10 protein-coding genes, 1 tRNA gene, 2 rRNA genes and 5 pseudogenes (1 of these 18 running past the window's edge) are annotated in these 18,001 nt (G+C 55.7%); 15 read left to right on the forward strand and 3 right to left on the reverse strand.

Annotated features, from left to right (window positions below):
• The 3 genes from KSAC_RS00300 to KSAC_RS00310 form a co-directional block, all read left to right on the forward strand.
• A 23S ribosomal RNA gene (locus KSAC_RS00300) occupies positions 1-2,127 on the forward strand; it begins 612 nt to the left of the window's first position.
• 113 nt (positions 2,128-2,240) lie between these two features.
• Positions 2,241-2,356 (forward strand): 5S ribosomal RNA (gene rrf / locus KSAC_RS00305).
• Positions 2,357-2,377: 21 nt separating this feature from the next.
• Positions 2,378-2,454: transfer RNA gene (locus KSAC_RS00310), tRNA-Met, on the forward strand.
• Positions 2,455-2,627: 173 nt separating this feature from the next.
• Here the strand turns inward: KSAC_RS00310 and KSAC_RS00315 are convergent.
• Positions 2,628-3,323: an O-methyltransferase gene (locus KSAC_RS00315; RefSeq protein ID WP_132303468.1), complete on the reverse strand. Its 696-nt coding sequence runs from the start codon at positions 3,321-3,323 to the stop codon at positions 2,628-2,630.
• On the opposite strand from KSAC_RS00315, the gene KSAC_RS00320 reads away from it, so the two are divergent.
• The 3 genes and pseudogenes from KSAC_RS00320 to KSAC_RS00330 all read left to right on the forward strand — a co-directional run bounded on the left by KSAC_RS00320 (position 3,322) and on the right by KSAC_RS00330 (position 6,065).
• On the forward strand, positions 3,322-4,005 hold the full coding sequence (locus KSAC_RS00320) for a TetR/AcrR family transcriptional regulator (RefSeq protein WP_132303470.1): 684 nt from the start codon (positions 3,322-3,324) through the stop codon (positions 4,003-4,005). The genes KSAC_RS00315 and KSAC_RS00320 overlap by 2 nt on opposite strands.
• Positions 4,006-4,193: 188 nt before the next feature.
• Positions 4,194-5,380, forward strand: a pseudogene (locus KSAC_RS00325) (IS3 family transposase).
• A 304-nt stretch (positions 5,381-5,684) separates the two neighbouring features.
• Positions 5,685-6,065, forward strand: a complete 381-nt coding sequence (locus KSAC_RS00330) for a hypothetical protein (protein WP_132303472.1) — start codon at positions 5,685-5,687, stop codon at positions 6,063-6,065.
• Between the two features lie 529 nt (positions 6,066-6,594).
• Here KSAC_RS00330 and KSAC_RS00335 read toward each other — a convergent pair.
• A complete protein-coding gene (locus KSAC_RS00335; protein ID WP_132303474.1) occupies positions 6,595-7,785 on the reverse strand; it encodes a PDDEXK family nuclease in 1,191 nt (396 codons plus the stop codon).
• Between the two features lie 155 nt (positions 7,786-7,940).
• On the opposite strand from KSAC_RS00335, the gene KSAC_RS00340 reads away from it, so the two are divergent.
• The 4 genes from KSAC_RS00340 (at position 7,941) to KSAC_RS00355 (ending at position 11,523) form a co-directional block, all read left to right on the forward strand.
• Positions 7,941-8,753, forward strand: a complete 813-nt coding sequence (locus tag KSAC_RS00340) for an IS5 family transposase (RefSeq protein WP_132303476.1) — start codon at positions 7,941-7,943, stop codon at positions 8,751-8,753.
• A gap of 156 nt (positions 8,754-8,909) precedes the next feature.
• Positions 8,910-9,239 carry a hypothetical protein gene (locus tag KSAC_RS00345; protein WP_132303478.1) on the forward strand — a complete coding sequence of 110 codons (330 nt, stop codon included), beginning with the start codon at positions 8,910-8,912 and terminating at the stop codon, positions 9,237-9,239.
• Entirely contained in the window at positions 9,239-10,096 is an 858-nt protein-coding gene (locus tag KSAC_RS00350; RefSeq protein WP_132303480.1) for a hypothetical protein, read from the forward strand. The genes KSAC_RS00345 and KSAC_RS00350 overlap by 1 nt, the downstream gene beginning before the upstream one ends.
• A 44-nt stretch (positions 10,097-10,140) precedes the next feature.
• Positions 10,141-11,523: a tetratricopeptide repeat protein gene (locus KSAC_RS00355; protein ID WP_132303482.1), complete on the forward strand. Its 1,383-nt coding sequence runs from the start codon at positions 10,141-10,143 to the stop codon at positions 11,521-11,523.
• A gap of 375 nt (positions 11,524-11,898) precedes the next feature.
• On the opposite strand, the pseudogene KSAC_RS00360 reads toward KSAC_RS00355, so the two are convergent.
• Positions 11,899-13,085: pseudogene (locus KSAC_RS00360) on the reverse strand (IS3 family transposase).
• 47 nt (positions 13,086-13,132) lie between these two features.
• Between KSAC_RS00360 and KSAC_RS00365 the strand changes: the two are divergent.
• The 5 genes and pseudogenes from KSAC_RS00365 to KSAC_RS00390 form a co-directional block, all read left to right on the forward strand.
• Positions 13,133-13,810, forward strand: a pseudogene (locus tag KSAC_RS00365) (IS5 family transposase); the annotation flags it as partial.
• A gap of 10 nt (positions 13,811-13,820) precedes the next feature.
• Positions 13,821-14,117: pseudogene (locus KSAC_RS00370) on the forward strand (transposase); the annotation flags it as partial.
• Positions 14,118-14,172: 55 nt separating this feature from the next.
• Positions 14,173-14,608, forward strand: a pseudogene (locus tag KSAC_RS00375) (transposase); the annotation flags it as partial.
• Between the two features lie 366 nt (positions 14,609-14,974).
• Complete coding sequence (locus KSAC_RS00385) at positions 14,975-15,835, forward strand: WYL domain-containing protein (protein WP_132303486.1); 861 nt, start codon at positions 14,975-14,977, stop codon at positions 15,833-15,835.
• Entirely contained in the window at positions 15,819-17,993 is a 2,175-nt protein-coding gene (locus KSAC_RS00390; protein ID WP_165927254.1) for a sigma-70 family RNA polymerase sigma factor, read from the forward strand. Before KSAC_RS00385 ends, KSAC_RS00390 begins: the two co-directional genes overlap by 17 nt.
• Positions 17,994-18,001: the final 8 nt, after the last annotated feature.

The following is an 18,001-nucleotide window of genomic DNA, read 5'->3' on the forward strand; positions in this document are numbered from 1 at the left end:
AAAGCGAGTCTGAATAGGGCGACGAGTTGCTGGCAGAAGACCCGAAACCGAGTGATCTAGCCATGGCCAGGCTGAAGGTGCGGTAACACGCACTGGAGGGCCGAACCCACGCCTGTTGAAAAAGTCGGGGATGAGCTGTGGCTAGGGGTGAAAGGCCAATCAAACTCGGAAATAGCTGGTTCTCCGCGAAATCTATTGAGGTAGACCGTCGAGTATTACCCCGGGGGGTAGAGCACTGGATGGGCTAGGGGGGCCCAAAGCCTTACCAAACCTAACCAAACTCCGAATACCCGGAAGTATGAGCTCGGCAGACAGACAGTGGGTGCTAAGGTCCATTGTCGAGAGGGAAACAGCCCAGACCACCAGCTAAGGCCCCTAAATCGTGGCTAAGTGGGAAAGGATGTGGGGATTCCAAAACAACCAGGAGGTTGGCTTAGAAGCAGCCATCCTTTAAAGAAAGCGTAATAGCTCACTGGTCTAATAGAAACCCTGCGCCGAAAATGTAACGGGGCTCAAGCCACGTGCCGAAGCTGTGGGTGCATTCTTTGAATGCGCGGTAGCGGAGCGTTCCGTAGGTCTGTGAAGGAGACGGGGTGACCCTCTCTGGAGATATCGGAAGTGCGAATGCTGACATGAGTAGCGACAAACAGTGCGAGAAACACTGTCGCCGAAAGTCCAAGGGTTCCTGCGCAAGGTTAATCCGCGCAGGGTGAGCCGGCCCCTAAGGCGAGGGCGAAAGCCGTAGTCGATGGAAACCGGGCAAATATTCCCGGGCCTGCCAGAAGTGACGAATACAATATGTTGTCGGGTCTTATCGGATTGATCCGGCTTTTGGAGTATTCCAGGAAATAGCTCTGGCATATAGACCGTACCCGAAACCGACACAGGTGGACTGGTAGAGAATACCAAGGCGCTTGAGAGAACGATGCTGAAGGAACTAGGCAAATTACTTGCGTAACTTCGGGATAAGCAAGACCCGTCAGTGGGCAACCATCGGCGGGTGGCACAGACCAGGGGGTAGCGACTGTTTAGTAAAAACACAGGGCTGTGCGAAGTCGAGAGACGACGTATACGGCCTGACGCCTGCCCGGTGCCGGAAGGTTAAGAGGAGGTGTGCAAGCACCGAATTGAAGCCCCGGTAAACGGCGGCCGTAACTATAACGGTCCTAAGGTAGCGAAATTCCTTGTCGGGTAAGTTCCGACCTGCACGAATGGCGTAACGACTTCCCCGCTGTCTCCAGCATCGGCTCAGCGAAATTGAATTCCCCGTGAAGATGCGGGGTACCCGCGGTCAGACGGAAAGACCCTATGAACCTTTACTGCAGCTTTGCAGTGGCATCAGAGACATTCTGTGTAGGATAGGTGGGAGGCTTTGAAACCGGGGCGCCAGTTCCGGTGGAGCCATCCTTGAAATACCACCCTGACTGTTTCTGATGTCTAACCGAGGCCTGTTAGCCAGGTCCGGGACCCTGCATGGTGGGCAGTTTGACTGGGGCGGTCGCCTCCCAAAGTGTAACGGAGGCGCGCGATGGTGGGCTCAGGCCGGTCGGAAACCGGCTGTCGAGTGCAATGGCATAAGCCCGCCTGACTGTGAGAGTGACAGCTCGATCAGAGACGAAAGTCGGCCATAGTGATCCGGTGGTCCCGCGTGGAAGGGCCATCGCTCAACGGATAAAAGGTACTCTAGGGATAACAGGCTGATCTCCCCCAAGAGTCCACATCGACGGGGAGGTTTGGCACCTCGATGTCGGCTCATCACATCCTGGGGCTGGAGCAGGTCCCAAGGGTTCGGCTGTTCGCCGATTAAAGTGGTACGTGAGCTGGGTTTAGAACGTCGTGAGACAGTTCGGTCCCTATCTGCCGTGGGTGTTGGAGACTTGAGAGGATTTGTCCCTAGTACGAGAGGACCGGGATGAACATACCTCTGGTGCACCGGTTGTCGCGCCAGCGGCACAGCCGGGTAGCTAAGTGTGGACGGGATAACCGCTGAAAGCATCTAAGCGGGAAACCCACCTCAAAACAAGGTCTCCCCAAGGGCCGTGATAGACCATCACGTCAATAGGCCAGGTGTGGAAGCGCAGTAATGCGTGCAGCTAACTGGTCCTAATCGCCCAATAGGCTCATTCCATCGCCCCCTCAAAAGGGCAACACACATGCACAGCAGTCATCCACTCTTCAACACAATAACAAAAACGCACCAACCCATCACATCCTCTCCCCATACCGGGGAGACTGGATGACCTGGTGGCTATGGCGGGGAATGATCCACCCGATCCCATCCCGAACTCGGCCGTGAAATGCCCCAGCGCCTATGATACTGTGCCTTAAGGCACGGGAAAGTCGGTCGCCGCCAGGTCTTCCAGTCTCCCCAAACAACCGCGGGGTGGAGCAGCCCGGTAGCTCGTCAGGCTCATAACCTGAAGGTCATAGGTTCAAATCCTATCCCCGCAACCATACGTATCCGTCTGAAAAGACTAAAGAAAAGCCACCCTTACGGGTGGCTTTTTTTGTGCCTGAATCACTCCGCAGGATGCACATAGGATGCAAATGGGAGTGAAAGCGCAGCGTAGGTTGGGCTGATTTCACGTGTGCGTGAACGTGGGAGCGAGGTTCTTTAGGCGGTCCGGTCAGACTCGAACCGCAATGTCGTGAGCAAAGTTTTGGCCAAGAGCTTCAGTTGTGATCGACGCCATACGATATCCGTTCGCCGGGTTGCTCAGATAGGCAAGGTAGGCACCGGCACAGCCGCCATCGCTCCCATCAAGATCGGCGCGATCGCTCACGACGAGGCCTCGTTGTCTTAGACCCGGTTCGAGCAGGCGAAGGATATCCAGATAGAGCCCTTTCGAGGCATCAAGCAGGATCAGGTCGATTGGCTGCGGCACATCGCGGGCAAGCGTAATCATGGCATCTCCGATGCGGATATCGACCAGATCAGCCAGCCCGGCCTCGTGCAGATTGGCTGCTGCGCTTGCGGCTTTCTGTGCGACAAACTCTGTTGTCACCAGCCGCCCGCCGCCGTTATCTCTTAGGGCGGCTGCCAGGAAGAGTGTTGAAACCCCGAACGACGTGCCAAACTCAACAATATGTCGGACACCGCTGCTGCGTGCCAGCACATAAAGCAGGGCGCCAAACTCAGGTGTGACTGGCATTCTGGCCTCAGCCATGGCCTGATAAAATCCGTGTTCTCCATCATGGTTCAGTCCTGCGGACTGCGCTTCTGCACGTCGAAAGGGATCCTGTTCAATGGTCTCGGAATAGAGACGTTCAAGAACCCGCTGGATAGCTGGTGTGAATTGTGGACGAAAGAGGTGATCGGTCATGGTAACTCCACAGACAAGACTGGATGCAGATAAAAATAATCCGTCGTTTTGTGCTGGCGTTACTCGCATTTTCACTGAAGATACCGACCTCGCTCTGGCTCCACGGAAATGGCCGCGTCAGGCACGTTCGCGAGCGACGATGGACGCCATTCTGGAAGCGACTGCTCTGCTTCTGGAGGAAGGCAAATCCTGCAGCACTAACGCTATTGCGGAGCGTGCGGGTGTTGGAATTGCTACCCTCTACCAGTATTTCGATGGCAGGGACGGGGTCATCGCGGCGCTCAGCCGTCAGGTGCGGGCAAGGCTGGCGCACACTGTCACCTCAGCGTTGGAGACTGCGTGCGACCAGTCATTGCGCGAGGGAGTGCGCTCTCTGGTTCTCGCCGCAGTTCAGGCTGACCGGGAGCGTCCGCTTCTCGCTTCGCGCTTGGATGAAATTGAAGCGAAACTGCCTCTCGAGACAGACCATCGCCGTATCATGACTGAACTCTGTACAGCGATAACGACGTTTCTTGAGCACCAGAATGTTGCTTATGGGGTGAAGGCGGAGACTCTTGCCGCTGATCTCTGCACAATCGCAGGAGCGCTTATCGACGCGGCACGGGAGCGCTCCGGGACGATAGAGGTTGATCAGCTTGCTCGTATCACAGGCCAGCTGTTGGCGATCATTCATGCTGAGTAGCCGGAGTAATAATTTCGTTTACGGTTAAGCGTTATGGCAATTCTTGCAGCAACCTGCCTGAAAGCATAGCAGAAACAGAGCGGATAGGCAGCAGTCGCCTTCATTTCAGACGCGCAGAAGGCAGAGGAGGCCCCGGAAAATCGGACAGGGTGATAAGCTATCCCCGGCCTGGATAAGGACAGGGACTGATGGGCAAGGTTACGAGGAAACGGTATTCGTGTGAGTTCAAGTCTCGTGTGGCTCTTGAGGCGATCCGTGGCGAGCAGACGTTGTCGGAACTGGCGTCGAAGCACGGTGTGCATCAGACGATGATTGCCCAGTGGAAGCGTCAGGCGATCGAGGGCATGGCAGCGACCTTTTCGGGCAAGGCCGTTGCGGAGCCTGCGACGAGTGCGGCCGAGGTTGAGAAGCTTCATGCGAAGATCGGCCAGCTTTTGGTGGAACGGGATTTTTTGCGGGATGCCTCTGTTCGCTTGGGCGTGACCAGAGGCGGGAAATGATCGACCCGCAACGTCCCCGCTTGCCGATTGTCAGGCAATGCACCTTGCTGAGGCTCAACCGATCTGGGGTATATTATCAGCCTGCGCCCGAAAACGCGTTCAACCTGATGCTGATGCGGTTGATCGACGAACAGTTCATGGAAACGCCGTATTATGGCGCCCGGCAGATGGCGCGGCACCTTCGCCGTCTGGGCCATGAGGTAGGCCGCAAGCGGATCGGACGGCTGATGGCCCGGATGGGGCTGGTTGCGATCTACCAGAAACCCAGGACGACGGTGCCCCACCCGGAGCATCGCACATATCCTTATCTCCTGCGGGACCTGACGATCGACAGGCCCAACCAGGTCTGGTGTTCGGATATCACCTACATTCCGATGCGCCGGGGTTTTCTGTATCTGACGGCGATCATGGACTGGGCGACGCGCAAGGTTCTGGCCTGGCGCCTGTCCAATACCATGGATGCGGACTTCTGCATCGAGGCCTTGTAGGAGGCGTTGGCCCGCTACGGGACGCCGGAGATTTTCAACACGGATCAGGGCCGCCAATTCACCACGCCGCGCTTCACCGAAGTGCTACAGGGCCGGCAGATCCGCATCAGCATGGACGGGCGCGGCCGCTGGATGGACAATGTCTTCATCGAACGGCTCTGGCGGTCATTGAAATATGAATGCGTGTATCTCCACGCTTTCGAGACCGGCTCGGAACTTCGTGCCGGCCTGGCGAAATGGATTGGTCATTATAATTCGCGGCGCCCACACTCGGCGCTCGCTGGACGCACGCCCGATGAGGTGTATCATGGATCCGCTCCGACACCGCTGCCGGGGTTAACCCCGGCAGCGGTGTCGGTCAGCAACAACGAGAAATTGGCGGCATAGCAACATCGGGCGATAGCTTATTCAACCCGCAAATCTGTCCGAACAAATGGGGCCACCTCTGGCTGCTCGGCCATTCGGTAAGCGGACTATGATCACAAGGAATAAATTATAGTTACCGTGTAGCTTCATGTCTTGGCTATTCAACTATCGTCGCTTGAGAGTAATTATGGTGATTAATACATGGTGATTGAAGATAGGATTCTGCAATGTCAGACAGTATAGCGTCTGCTATAATTGGTTTAGTTGGTGCGGTTGTGGGTGGGGTATATCCGCTTTAACTAATTATCTAATATCAAAGAATACATTGAGTCAGTATAAACAAGAGAAATCTTGGGAAGTCCGCAGGGAAGCTTATTCCACCATTATTAATGGTCTAACATTATCCAAAAACCAAGCCTTGAATATTCTTGAGGGTTATGACCCACACCAAGATGATTGGTGCGGATCTGATAGATATAACGAAACCAAAAGAAAAATGTTTGAGAATCTCAAAATCAGTTATGATGCGTTTCAGAAAAACCGCTTATTCCTTTCCAATGATTTCATCAAAAAATATGAAGCGATGCGAGACAAGATGAATGATGATACGAACCTATTTCCGCCAGACATTGACGAAAACATTTCCAATACACTTCAGAAGAATGTTCCGCTTTTAGAAGCGCTGGCGCAAGCCGGTATTCAGTAACGGCTTCTTATATATGCGTGACGCACGGTAGGACTTTGGTTCCGCCTTGTATCTCCATGTGCGCGGGAGGGGGAGGGATCGTGCGATCAGAAAAAGTCGACACAGAGGCCAGCAATCGCTGTTAAACCCTGCTTGTAGAAGCCCTCTCAGAGGCGTCTTTTTCCGGCGATGCCGTCAGCCAGCCAATACTCCGTCACAAAGGCTTAGAATGATGGCTTCGCCTGCAACCTTGACTCTCACAACGGGTCCGTTCCCTATTTGTCCCAAGCCCGATGGAGATACCATAATGGCTTACGCAGGAGACCGAATCATGGGCTTGGCCTGCACCCCTCCTTCGGTCGTCCCATCACATTATATTAAGGACATGGCCGAAGCCGTCGCCAGCTTTGCCGTCATCACGGTCGAAACTCAAGCGTCGCCGGCCCATCGAAAGCGGACATTCGAATCAACGTCGGCGACGGTAGCTTTCTGGTTCGTAGCTGACAAGCAGTCATCCTTATGGACACCAAAGTAGAAAGATAGAGGGTAGTTAAAATGATGCTTTCCACAGATGAAATTCTAGCCATTTTGCTTCTTCGAAAGCGCACAATGGAATTCCGCTACGAATTCCACGCACGATCCTCCGAATGATGCTTGGCACTGCATAACCAAATTGCACTGGGTTAAAAAGTTCTGTCATCGTCTCCACATCAAGATTTGGATACTTGGCTTTTAAATCAAAAGAATATCGGACCATTTCTGAGTGTTCATGTTTCGATATGAATACAGGAATGTCGCTTCCCGCTGGGTCAGGCAATGCCTGCGGGGCAATCAACCGAATTTTTTCCTTACCGGCAATGTCACATAGGTCCGGATCAATTTGCTGCTCGATAAATGAGCGAATTAGAAGTGGCGAATGCTTTTCCCAAACTATCCGGACATATTCACTTATGTCGGGATGGCCCAGGAGAAGCTTCAAGCCCGTGATGGTGCTCTCTTCATCCTCTGTGTGGATGTAAAGCTCTTCTCTATGCTTCACCACCATCTTGCGCCGTTCAAGCGATCGCGACGCCCCGGCTTGCAGTTTGCATATTTTCAGAAGTAGGTCGTCGGATTCCTGTTTGCGGAACGCAATGCGCCCCGCTGGAAACTCGCGGAAATCGTAAACTAATTCTCTAATCGCTACTGCAAGCTCAGCATCGTCTAACAGTAGTTTTGCTCCTGACGCTCGCCAGCTCGCTAGAAGCGGATTCGGTTGACCCGCTGAATATGCCCCAAAATGTTTTGCAGCGATACGCGGGTGCCGAGTGGCCCGACGCACTAGTTCACTCCAGCCGATAACATTTACAGTGAATAAGCCTGAAGAATTATGCTCGATAGTAAGATCGCGAGCATAATTCTGAATATTTTCATCATCAGGGCTAGTTGATACGAGGTAAAAGGCCTTGAGCGCCGGCTTAAAATTCTTGGCTTTTTCAACCTCGCTCTTAAGGTCTTTGCGGGATAATGTCTTAACAGGCCAAACAGATTTCTTCTTGCATTGGATACCGACGGGCCAGAGAGCGCCGTCGCGTCCGACTATGTCGACGCCATCCTGTGGCTGGCCGGCTCGGCCATGTCTAACTAGACCGGAATCACGCCATTCCTCCTGAAATACGTCGGCGCAAAGTTCTTCAAAATGATCCCAACTTCTAGGAGGCGCTTGCTCAAAGTGGACAAACTGCACGGGTTTATCTTCCAATCATTGTGACGTAATGAGAAAATCATCCAACTGATACTATGCTGTTAAGTTGAACGCTATTGTCTTCTCTCATTCATCCTTGGGCTGGTTTGCAAGTCGCTTTCAACTTAGAGGGTGTTATGTACTTTTTTGTGTAATTGTTGCAGAATATGTGGATGAATACTGCTCGCAAACCGTATCCGTCTGATATCAGTGACGAAGAGTGGTCTCTGATTGTTCCCTATCTCCTTCTGATGAAAGAGGATGCAGAGCAGCGACATCATGATCTGAGAGAGTTGTTCAACGGCCTGCGGTATGTGATCCGTTACGGTATAGCATGGCGCGCGATGCCGAACGATCTGCCACCGTGGACTGCGGTTTATCAGCAATCCCGGCGCTGGATGGACGCAGGATGTTTCGAGGTTGTCGTCCACGATCTCCGGGCCGTGCTGCGTCTGGCTGCAGGAAAGCAGGCCGAGCCGACAACGGCGATTATCGACAGCCGGACACTGCGCTCAACCCCTGAGAGTGGTTCACGCGCCGGGTATGATGGCGCGAAAAGAAAAAAGGGATCGAAGCTGCACATGGCGGTCGACACCCTAGGGCATCTTCTGGCCCTGCACGTCACCCCGGCAGACAGAGATGATCGGGCAGAAGTCGCTCCGCTCGCGCAAGCCATTCAGCAGGCAACAGACGGTAGCGTTGAACTGGCATGGGCTGATCAGGGCTATACCGGATCAAAACCGGCGAAAGCTGCCAGAGAGCAGGATATCACCCTCGAAATCGTCAGGCTGCCTCAGGCAAAGCGGGGTTTTGTGCTGCTGCCCCGACGATGGATCGTGGAGAGATCGTTCGCATGGGCGACACGGTGCAGAAGGCTCGTAAAAGACTACGAGCGCTGCGCCTCAACCCTCGCCGCAATGCACACCATCGCCTTCGCTGGCTTCATGCTCAGAAATGCCGCTCAACTGCTCGCCCAAAGTGTATAACACTCTCTAGGTGCTGGTCAAACAGGCTTGCCAGATACGCAACGGCGCAATACCCGACGAAAATTCAACGGAGAACGCCGTATTGACAGAAATTGCCCGATTTTGTACCGAAAAGAAAAATATGTATTTTAATATTTGGATAGAAAAGATAATAGAATGAGCGTTATTGCTGACTTACTTATCGGACTGGCATCAGCATTCCTTTTTGCCCTGCTGGAGCCCTATCTGTTGGGATTAGAGCCGCAGTGGAAGTGGGCTTCCGCTGTGGCAGTGCTTATTGGCGCTGGTGTAATTGCTCACCTGCTCAGGCGAGCCAAGCCGGATTCTCTCAAAAAAGCACGGAAGATTCTCACAGGGAATGACGCTGGGGAAGATATGGAGATCACCGCAAATAACGTAGACGCGACTGGCAGCCAAGGGGCCGTTCTTGCCGAAAACAAGGCTAAAGGTAACGTCAAGATTGATATTTCGGACAGCAAGTTTTGATGTTTCCTGTGGCAAGTGTCTTTCGTGTCGATTGGGCGGCTGAGTTCAATAGATTGCGTCCCTTTCTCGAAGGAAGAGGAGGGGTTATTCAGATCAATTTTACCTCAGAGGATGCAGCCCCCTCAAAATTCAATTATATTCTGAAGGAAGATTTTGGAGCACCTGACAATGGGAATTACCTGTCGCTCCGCGTAGATGATGCATGGAGCACGACATATACGGTCGACGACCAGATCGACGCATTCGCGAGGAAGCTGGCCGAAGGAGGGGTTGTTGTCGATTTTCCCGAGGTTACGCCCTATAGTGGAAAGGTTTTATCAGAAAATAGCGCAGGTGGCGATCTTACAATCAGCGTAACTGGACTGACGATTGTAAACGGATTCGATCAATCCCCTTACGCCCGAGGAAAAAGAATAGAGGCCGTCTGTGATGGGGTGCGTCACTTTGTGAATGGCGGTGGCCATTTCATGGTGGTGGTGAACGATATGACGCAGGACGAACAGGCGAGGTTCTGGAAACAGTTCTGGTATGGCGGACTAGAAAGGGCGGGCGAGCAAAGGCTGCTTCTCGTTTATTTTGTTGGCCCGAAATGTGGCAATCGTCCACACGCTGATGCACCGCCTCCAAACTTGTGTCTGACACTGCCGACGGCAATCGAAGGTGACGAGTTCAGAGAGAACTGTGTGTATGATGACATTCTTGATCTGTTCGAAAAGGCCGGATACATGCCGGATCAAGTGGCCGTGGCCGCAGATGGCATAATCTCGAGTCACGGCCACTCGGTTCTGGCTGTCCAAGAAGGACTCGCAAAGCTGTTCTTGAGGCTGCAAGCCAAGTCAAACAGGGCGCAGACTTGAGCCGCCTATCCTCCTTTCTCGATGGAGCGCCGGAAGGAACAGCGATGACGCTCGCTGCACTCGCCTGTGCCGAGAGTCTGACCGATGTCGTGGCGTTTGCCATCTATCAGAAGGTTCCTGTTCCAAGTCTAAGCGCTGAAGAGTTTATTGCGGGTTTCAAGTATTCCGGCCTGACCGAGCCTCGAAACAGTGAATGGAACCTCTTACCGGCGCTGAGAGAAGAGCTTGTCGGAAACAAGAGACTTCTGCCGAAAGCCGCAAGCGAGGAGATTCATAAGGAACTGCTTGCCCTCGGACAGTTCGAGGCAAATCGGCAGCGGGCAGGTGCAGAGATACCCTCTTATTTGTTTACCGAGGCAGGACAGGCCTATCATCTTGCCGGGACAGGCGCAGTTCAGACCGCCCTTGAACATTATAGTGCAGCATCAAGGGGACCATTCAATGGTGCTCAATGGCTTGGCGCGAAGCTGGCGGCAGAGCAGGAGCGTAATCATGTTATTCCCGAAGGCGCAGTGGAGACTACTTTCCTCCGAGCTTTGGTAATGCTGCGCGAAGGACACAAGCGTGATGCCATGCCGCTGTTCCGCCGGGTTGCGGCGACTAACCGTGAGATGCGGGAAGTGGCGATTTCATTGCATATCATTGGAAACGATAACAATCGCGGCCAGAGGCGCGAAGCCGAGCGCGAACTCCATCGCAGCATCGAGATCGGTAAAAAACTTCACCACGATTTTCATGTCGCCCAGACCCTGCACAGCCTAGCCAACCTTCTGGGTAGGCAGAACGGCCGGTTCAAAGAGGCCGAGGACGCCTATAGGGAAAGCATCGAGATCGGTAAAAAACTTCACCACGATTTTCATGTCGCCCAGACCCTGCACAGCTTAGCCAACCTTCTGGGTAGGCAGAACGGCCGGTTCAAAGAGGCCGAGGACGCCTATAGGGAAAGCATCGAGATCCTTAAAAAGCTAGGCAACGAGTTCGGTGTCGCCCAGACCCTGCACAGCCTAGCCAACCTTCTGGGTAGGCAGAACGGCCGGTTCAAAGAGGCCGAGGACGCCTATAGGGAAAGCATCGAGATCGACAAAAAGCTAGGCAACGAGTTCGGTGTTGCCCAGACCCTGCACAGCCTAGCCAACCTTCTGGGCAGGCAGAGCGGCCGGTTCAAAGAGGCCGAGGACGCCTATAGGGAAAGCATCAACCTAGGCAAGAAGCTTCGCAACGATAATCACATGGCGCAGGTTCTACGAAGCTACGGTCTAGCGATCGAACAGCATTCGCCAGATGAGGCGCTGCTGCTGCTGCTGCAGTCGCTCAGAATCAATCGGCGGCACAGGAAATGGGAATTTGTCAGGCGGCTAGAGAGAGACATCCGCAATGTGGAAGCACGGACCACGAGTCGACTTCCGCCCCCCCCCCGCCAATCCTGAATTCAGACCTAGCTGATAATGCTAGCGCTACTCAATCTACCTCTGCGGACGATTACGTTACAAATTAGGCGAATGGGATTTTGATGCACCTGTCCTGTTATTACTCTTCGACCATAACCGGCGACTGCTTTTGCAGCGATCGCCGAGAGATCACCAATTGGCAGCCTTTGGTAAATTTCCACTACGGCGTGTCGTCAGTTAAGCTCTGAATATGGCATGTGAGGGTTGTACTTTGTGTCTGCGTGTGCTGACTGTTTTCCCGTTTTTTGAGGGAGACAGACAGATGCGGCGCTATAGTTTACGCGATGACCAGTGAGAGGTGGCCCCATTTGTTCGGACAGATTTGCGGGTTGAATAAGCTATCGCCCGATGTTGCTATGCCGCCAATTTCTCGTTGTTGCTGACCGACACCGCTGCCGGGGTTAACCCCGGCAGCGGTGTCGGAGCGGATCCATGATACGCCTCATCGGGCGTGCGTCCAGCGAGCGCCGAGTGTGGGCGCCGCGAATTATAATGACCAATCCATTTCGCCAGGCCGGCACGAAGTTCCGAGCCGGTCTCGAAAGCGTGGAGATACACGCATTCATATTTCAATGACCGCCAGAGCCGTTCGATGAAGACATTGTCCATCCAGCGGCCGCGCCCGTCCATGCTGATGCGGATCTGCCGGCCCTGCAGCACTTCGGTGAAGCGCGGCGTGGTGAATTGGCTGCCCTGATCCGTGTTGAAAATCTCCGGCGTCCCGTAGCGGGCCAACGCCTCCTACAAGGCCTCGATGCAGAAGTCCGCATCCATGGTATTGGACAGGCGCCAGGCCAGAACCTTGCGCGTCGCCCAGTCCATGATCGCCGTCAGATACAGAAAACCCCGGCGCATCGGAATGTAGGTGATATCCGAACACCAGACCTGGTTGGGCCTGTCGATCGTCAGGTCCCGCAGGAGATAAGGATATGTGCGATGCTCCGGGTGGGGCACCGTCGTCCTGGGTTTCTGGTAGATCGCAACCAGCCCCATCCGGGCCATCAGCCGTCCGATCCGCTTGCGGCCTACCTCATGGCCCAGACGGCGAAGGTGCCGCGCCATCTGCCGGGCGCCATAATACGGCGTTTCCATGAACTGTTCGTCGATCAACCGCATCAGCATCAGGTTGAACGCGTTTTCGGGCGCAGGCTGATAATATACCCCAGATCGGTTGAGCCTCAGCAAGGTGCATTGCCTGACAATCGGCAAGCGGGGACGTTGCGGGTCGATCATTTCCCGCCTCTGGTCACGCCCAAGCGAACAGAGGCATCCCGCAAAAAATCCCGTTCCACCAAAAGCTGGCCGATCTTCGCATGAAGCTTCTCAACCTCGGCCGCACTCGTCGCAGGCTCCGCAACGGCCTTGCCCGAAAAGGTCGCTGCCATGCCCTCGATCGCCTGACGCTTCCACTGGGCAATCATCGTCTGATGCACACCGTGCTTCGACGCCAGTTCCGACAACGTCTGCTCGCCACGGATCGCCTCAAGAGCCACACGAGACTTGAACTCACACGAATACCGTTTCCTCGTAACTTTGCCCATCAGTCCCTGTCCTTATCCAGGCCGGGGATAGCTTATCACCCTGTCCGATTTTCCGGGGCCTCCTCTGTATAGCATGGCGCGCGATGCCGAACGATCTGCCACCGTGGACTGCGGTTTATCAGCAATCCCGGCGCTGGATGGACGCAGGATGTTTCGAGGTTGTCGTCCACGATCTCCGGGCCGTGCTGCGTCTGGCTGCAGGAAAGCAGGCCGAGCCGACAACGGCGATTATCGACAGCCGGACACTGCGCTCAACCCCTGAGAGTGGTTCACGCGCCGGGTATGATGGCGCGAAAAGAAAAAAGGGATCGAAGCTGCACATGGCGGTCGACACCCTAGGGCATCTTCTGGCCCTGCACGTCACCCCGGCAGACAGAGATGATCGGGCAGAAGTCGCTCCGCTCGCGCAAGCCATTCAGCAGGCAACAGACGGTAGCGTTGAACTGGCATGGGCTGATCAGGGCTATACCGGATCAAAACCGGCGAAAGCTGCCAGAGAGCAGGATATCACCCTCGAAATCGTCAGGCTGCCTCAGGCAAAGCGGGGTTTTGTGCTGCTGCCCCGACGATGGATCGTGGAGAGATCGTTCGCATGGGCGACACGGTGCAGAAGGCTCGTAAAAGACTACGAGCGCTGCGCCTCAACCCTCGCCGCAATGCACACCATCGCCTTCGCTGGCTTCATGCTCAGAAATGCCGCTCAACTGCTCGCCCAAAGTGCATAACACCCTCTAGGCGGAACCGCTTCTGGAAAACATCGACCCAGATGCTTTCCTCGCTGACAAGGCGTATGACGCGGACAGGTTGATCGATCGGCTGATACAGCGCGGGATTACCTCGGTCATCCCGCCAAAACGCAACAGAACGACACGACGGAAAACCGATTTTTCTCCCTACCGCGAACGGAACCTTGTTGAGAGGTTCTTCAATAAACTCAAGCAGTTTCGCGCTATCGCAACCCGCTACGATAAACTGAAATCGACCTTCCTCGCTGCCGTGCAGTTCGCCTCAATCATCATCCTGCTTAACTGACGACACGCCGTAAGAGCCTGTTTGGAAAATCGGTCTGATGTGATTCAAGCGCTGGATGTGGACGCCAGAGCAGAGGGGCCGGATGGCTAGGATCAACCGCAAGACGAAACGCTACCCATCTGACATGACAGACGAGGAATGAGAGCGGATTGCGCCATTGATGCCAAGCCTTGGGCGTCGTGGCCGTCCACGGGAGGTCGAATTCCGTGAGGTGATCAACGCGGTGCGCTATCTTGTTCGTTCAGGCTGCTGTTGGCGGCATGCTGCCGATCCATTTCGGACACTGGCGCACGGTCTATGGCTGGTTTCGGGAACTGGCGCGACGGTTCCTGTTCCAGACCATTCATGACGTTGAACTGATGCTCGACCGGGAGCAGACAGGCCGTGAGGCCAGTCCGATAGCGGCGGTAATCGACAGCCAGAGCATCAAGGCGCCTCATGCAAAGACAAGGGGTTACGATGCCGGTAAGAAGGTCGTCGGACGCAAGCGCTGACAGCTAGCCGTCGACTCGGATCTGGGCCGGATGCTGCAGTGGGCAGAGTCACGGTTGGCCGAGCTTGACCGTCAAACCGGACTGGATGCTGCGAAATCCCTTGCGGGCGAAGGCGATCTGTTCCCGGTAGTCGACGAGCTTGAAGATCCGCTTGGCGATCCCCCCCCATCAGCTCTGGCTGGGGCTACTGAGTGCTTCTCCTCTGCCCAAAGCCTTTTATGGCCGCTGTTCGCTTAGGTCGAGATTGATGCTGCAAGGAGAAGCATTTCCATTGCCAGATCATCATCCCTTGGCTAGCCTCACGACAGCCCAGAAAATGGGCGCGCATAGTTACCATGCGCATCAGAGGGCTGGGAGGCCACGGTGGACAACAAGAGGTCCGAACTTCGCTGGGGCGTCGAGCAGCGTCTCGAGTTCATAGAGTTCCGCGTGTTCTGGGAGGGACATGTGAACCGCAGCGACCTGATGGACCAGTTCGGGGTCTCGGTGAACCAAGCGTCCACCGATCTAAACCGCTACATCGGCTTCGCGCCCGACAACATGATCTACGACAAGAGCGCGCGGGCCTACCTCCGTGGCCCCGAGTTCAAGCCCCGGTTCCTCGAACCCGACGCAAGCCGCTACCTCGCCCAGCTTCGGTCGGTGGCGGACGGGATCCTCGACCGCGAGGACTCGTGGATCGCCGATCTCCCACCCTACGCCTCAGCTCCGCCCCCTGTGCGCGGCGTCAATCCGGTGACGCTCCGCTCCGTGGTCGGCGCCATACGCCGGTCCGAGGCGATTGAGGTGAAGTACCAGTCCCTGTCCAGTCCGGAGCCGCGCTGGCGCTGGATCGCTCCGCACGCCATCGGGTTCGACGGGTTCCGCTGGCACACACGGGCGTTCTGCCTGACCGACGAAGCATTCAAAGACTTCCTGCTCTCGCGAATGCTCGAGATTCGAGAGTGTCGGGAAAGTGATGTGTCCGCGACGGACGACCGCGACTGGAATACTGAAGCCACTCTGGAAATCGGGCTCCACCCCGCCCTTCCTGAAACCCAGGCCAAGGTCATCGCGCTCGACTACGGGATGCGTGGCGGCAAGGCGAAGATCAAGGTCCGGCGCGCGCTCCTGTACTATGCGCTCAGGCGTCTGGGGCTTGATACTGATCCCGGCGCGAGGAAGCCGCAGGACCAGCAGATCGTGCTTCTCAACAGGGAGGTCATTCATGAAGATCATGGATAGACTGTCCCGCATCCTCGGCAGTTGCGACCAAACGGCGAGCGAACCGCAAAGCCATGTTCTTGCGCCTTTCGAGATCCGGATGATCGCCGAAGGGAAGCTCGAGAGGCTTGCCGAATTTGCGGAATCTTCTCGCCTCCACGCTGCCGACCCGAAAGGAGACACACCACTCCACCTTGCCGCGCGCATGGGCAATCTGGCCGTCTGCGATCTCTTCATTCGGTCGGGTGCCGACCCCGGCGCACTGAACCACGACCGACAGACACCTGCGGATGTGGCATTTGCCGAAGGTCACGGTCTCGCCGCGCAGCTTCTGTCTTCGCTTGTTACGGGGTCTCCGGAGACGGTTGGCGAGCGCGAGGTTTCACTTGTGGTCGAGGATGTCGTCACCGGGCCCGATGGAGTTCCTGAGTATCGTGTCGCCGTTTTTCAGGAGACGGAGCCAACCGATAGGACCGACGACCTAGATGACCTGCTGGCTTTCGAAGCTGAGGTAGAACCAGAGGAATTCTTCGATCAGTACGCGGACGATACGGCATCGGGGGCATTCGTAGCGCTCATAAGCTCGTCACCAGTGGTTTCGGATAACGAGGACGGGGATTGGGATCTCGACCTTTCAGCTGCGCCGATTGCTGGGGAAGGCATCGGCTCCAGTGCCGCGGTGACGGCCGACCATGGGGCAGAGAATGACTTCCTGAAAGTCCGGACCCGCGGCCGGCAATCGGTCAAACGCGCTGTCGTCCAGACCGGCACGCGGATGTCGATCGACCCGGAGTTCTGCTTCACTTGGGCAGAGGAGATTCTGGCAAAGGGTCGGTGCTCCCTCGACGATATCGACCACCTAGTCGTCCATTGCGAAGGGAATGGGGACCTCGAGGAACTGCGCATCAATCTCCAGCGCAACCTAGAAGCAGCGGGTTTCGATTTCACTCAGGCGACGGGGCATGATGCCGACCTCTGGGACGCCGTCTCGGACACATCGTCCGATGACCTTTCTGACGCGATAGAGGCAGCCCTTACGCGTCGGACGCGGCTTCCCGGCACACAGCGCTTCGTCATGGATAAATCAGAAGAGCTGCAGTTGCTGGAGCCCATGATGCGGGCCAAGCAGGAACTCCAGCTGGGCATCCTAGCCTCCGAGACCGCCGTCGAAACAATCCTCGACGTCATGGACCGCATCCGCGACGGTTCACGAGACCCCGGCTCGGTCTCCCTGAGAACGATCATTCCTTCACGCCCGGGTCATGCGGAGACGTCTGAAGTAATGGCCGCCGCAGACACCCTGAGGTCGTGGCACACTACTGGCCGGGTGATGGACGGCAAACGGCGAAGAGAGGCACTTGCTGCGCTCGAGGCATTGGATCTCTCGCTCGCATTTCACAAGGAGTTGGTCCGTAGACTGGAACAGTTCCCAGCGTGCCAAGCCGAGGCCAGTCAGCTGGAAGCCGAAATACTGATTTCCGAATCCGCTACCGAGCACCTAATCCGCGAGCATCTGCCTTACGTGCGGCGGTTTGCCTCGCGGAATGTGGAGGAAGGCGAGGATCCAGAGGATGTGTTCCAAGTGGCGGTCATGGGTCTGCAGCGTTCCACAAGGCGATTTGATCCCGAGCGTGGTTATCGGTTCCTCGTCTACGCTACCTACTGGATGCGACAGGCCATTACGCGATGGCGTTCTGATGAAGGCGCGGCGATCCGCATCCCCGTGCATCGGAACGAGAAAGTCACCAAGCTCGACTGCGCCCTCGAAAGGCTGGACGTTCGGGTCGGTGGTGCCGTCTCCGACATCGAACTCGCCGAAGAGCTCGAATGGACAGTCGAAGAGGTCAGACAGTTCCGTGGCATCCCGCGCGAAGCCGAATATCCCGCAAGCCTTGACGACTGGGACAACCTGCTGCCCGAGCCTTCAGAAGTGGATGTCTTCGACCAGGCAGAAACCGAAAGTATCGTGACGGACACACTGGCTGATCTGCCGGAACGTCAGGCTGATGTGATCCGGATGCGCTTTGGTATCGGGCGCGATTCTGACATGACCCTCGAGGAAATCGGTCAGATCTACGGCGTGACGCGCGAGCGCATTCGTCAGATCGAAGCGAAAGGCCTCGATCGTCTTTCCCATCCGGGTCGCAAGCGTCGGCTCCAAGAATTACTGTGGTTGTGACGGGATGG

This window comes from Komagataeibacter saccharivorans (genome assembly GCF_004348195.1).
In the GTDB taxonomy this organism is placed as follows: domain Bacteria; phylum Pseudomonadota; class Alphaproteobacteria; order Acetobacterales; family Acetobacteraceae; genus Komagataeibacter; species Komagataeibacter saccharivorans.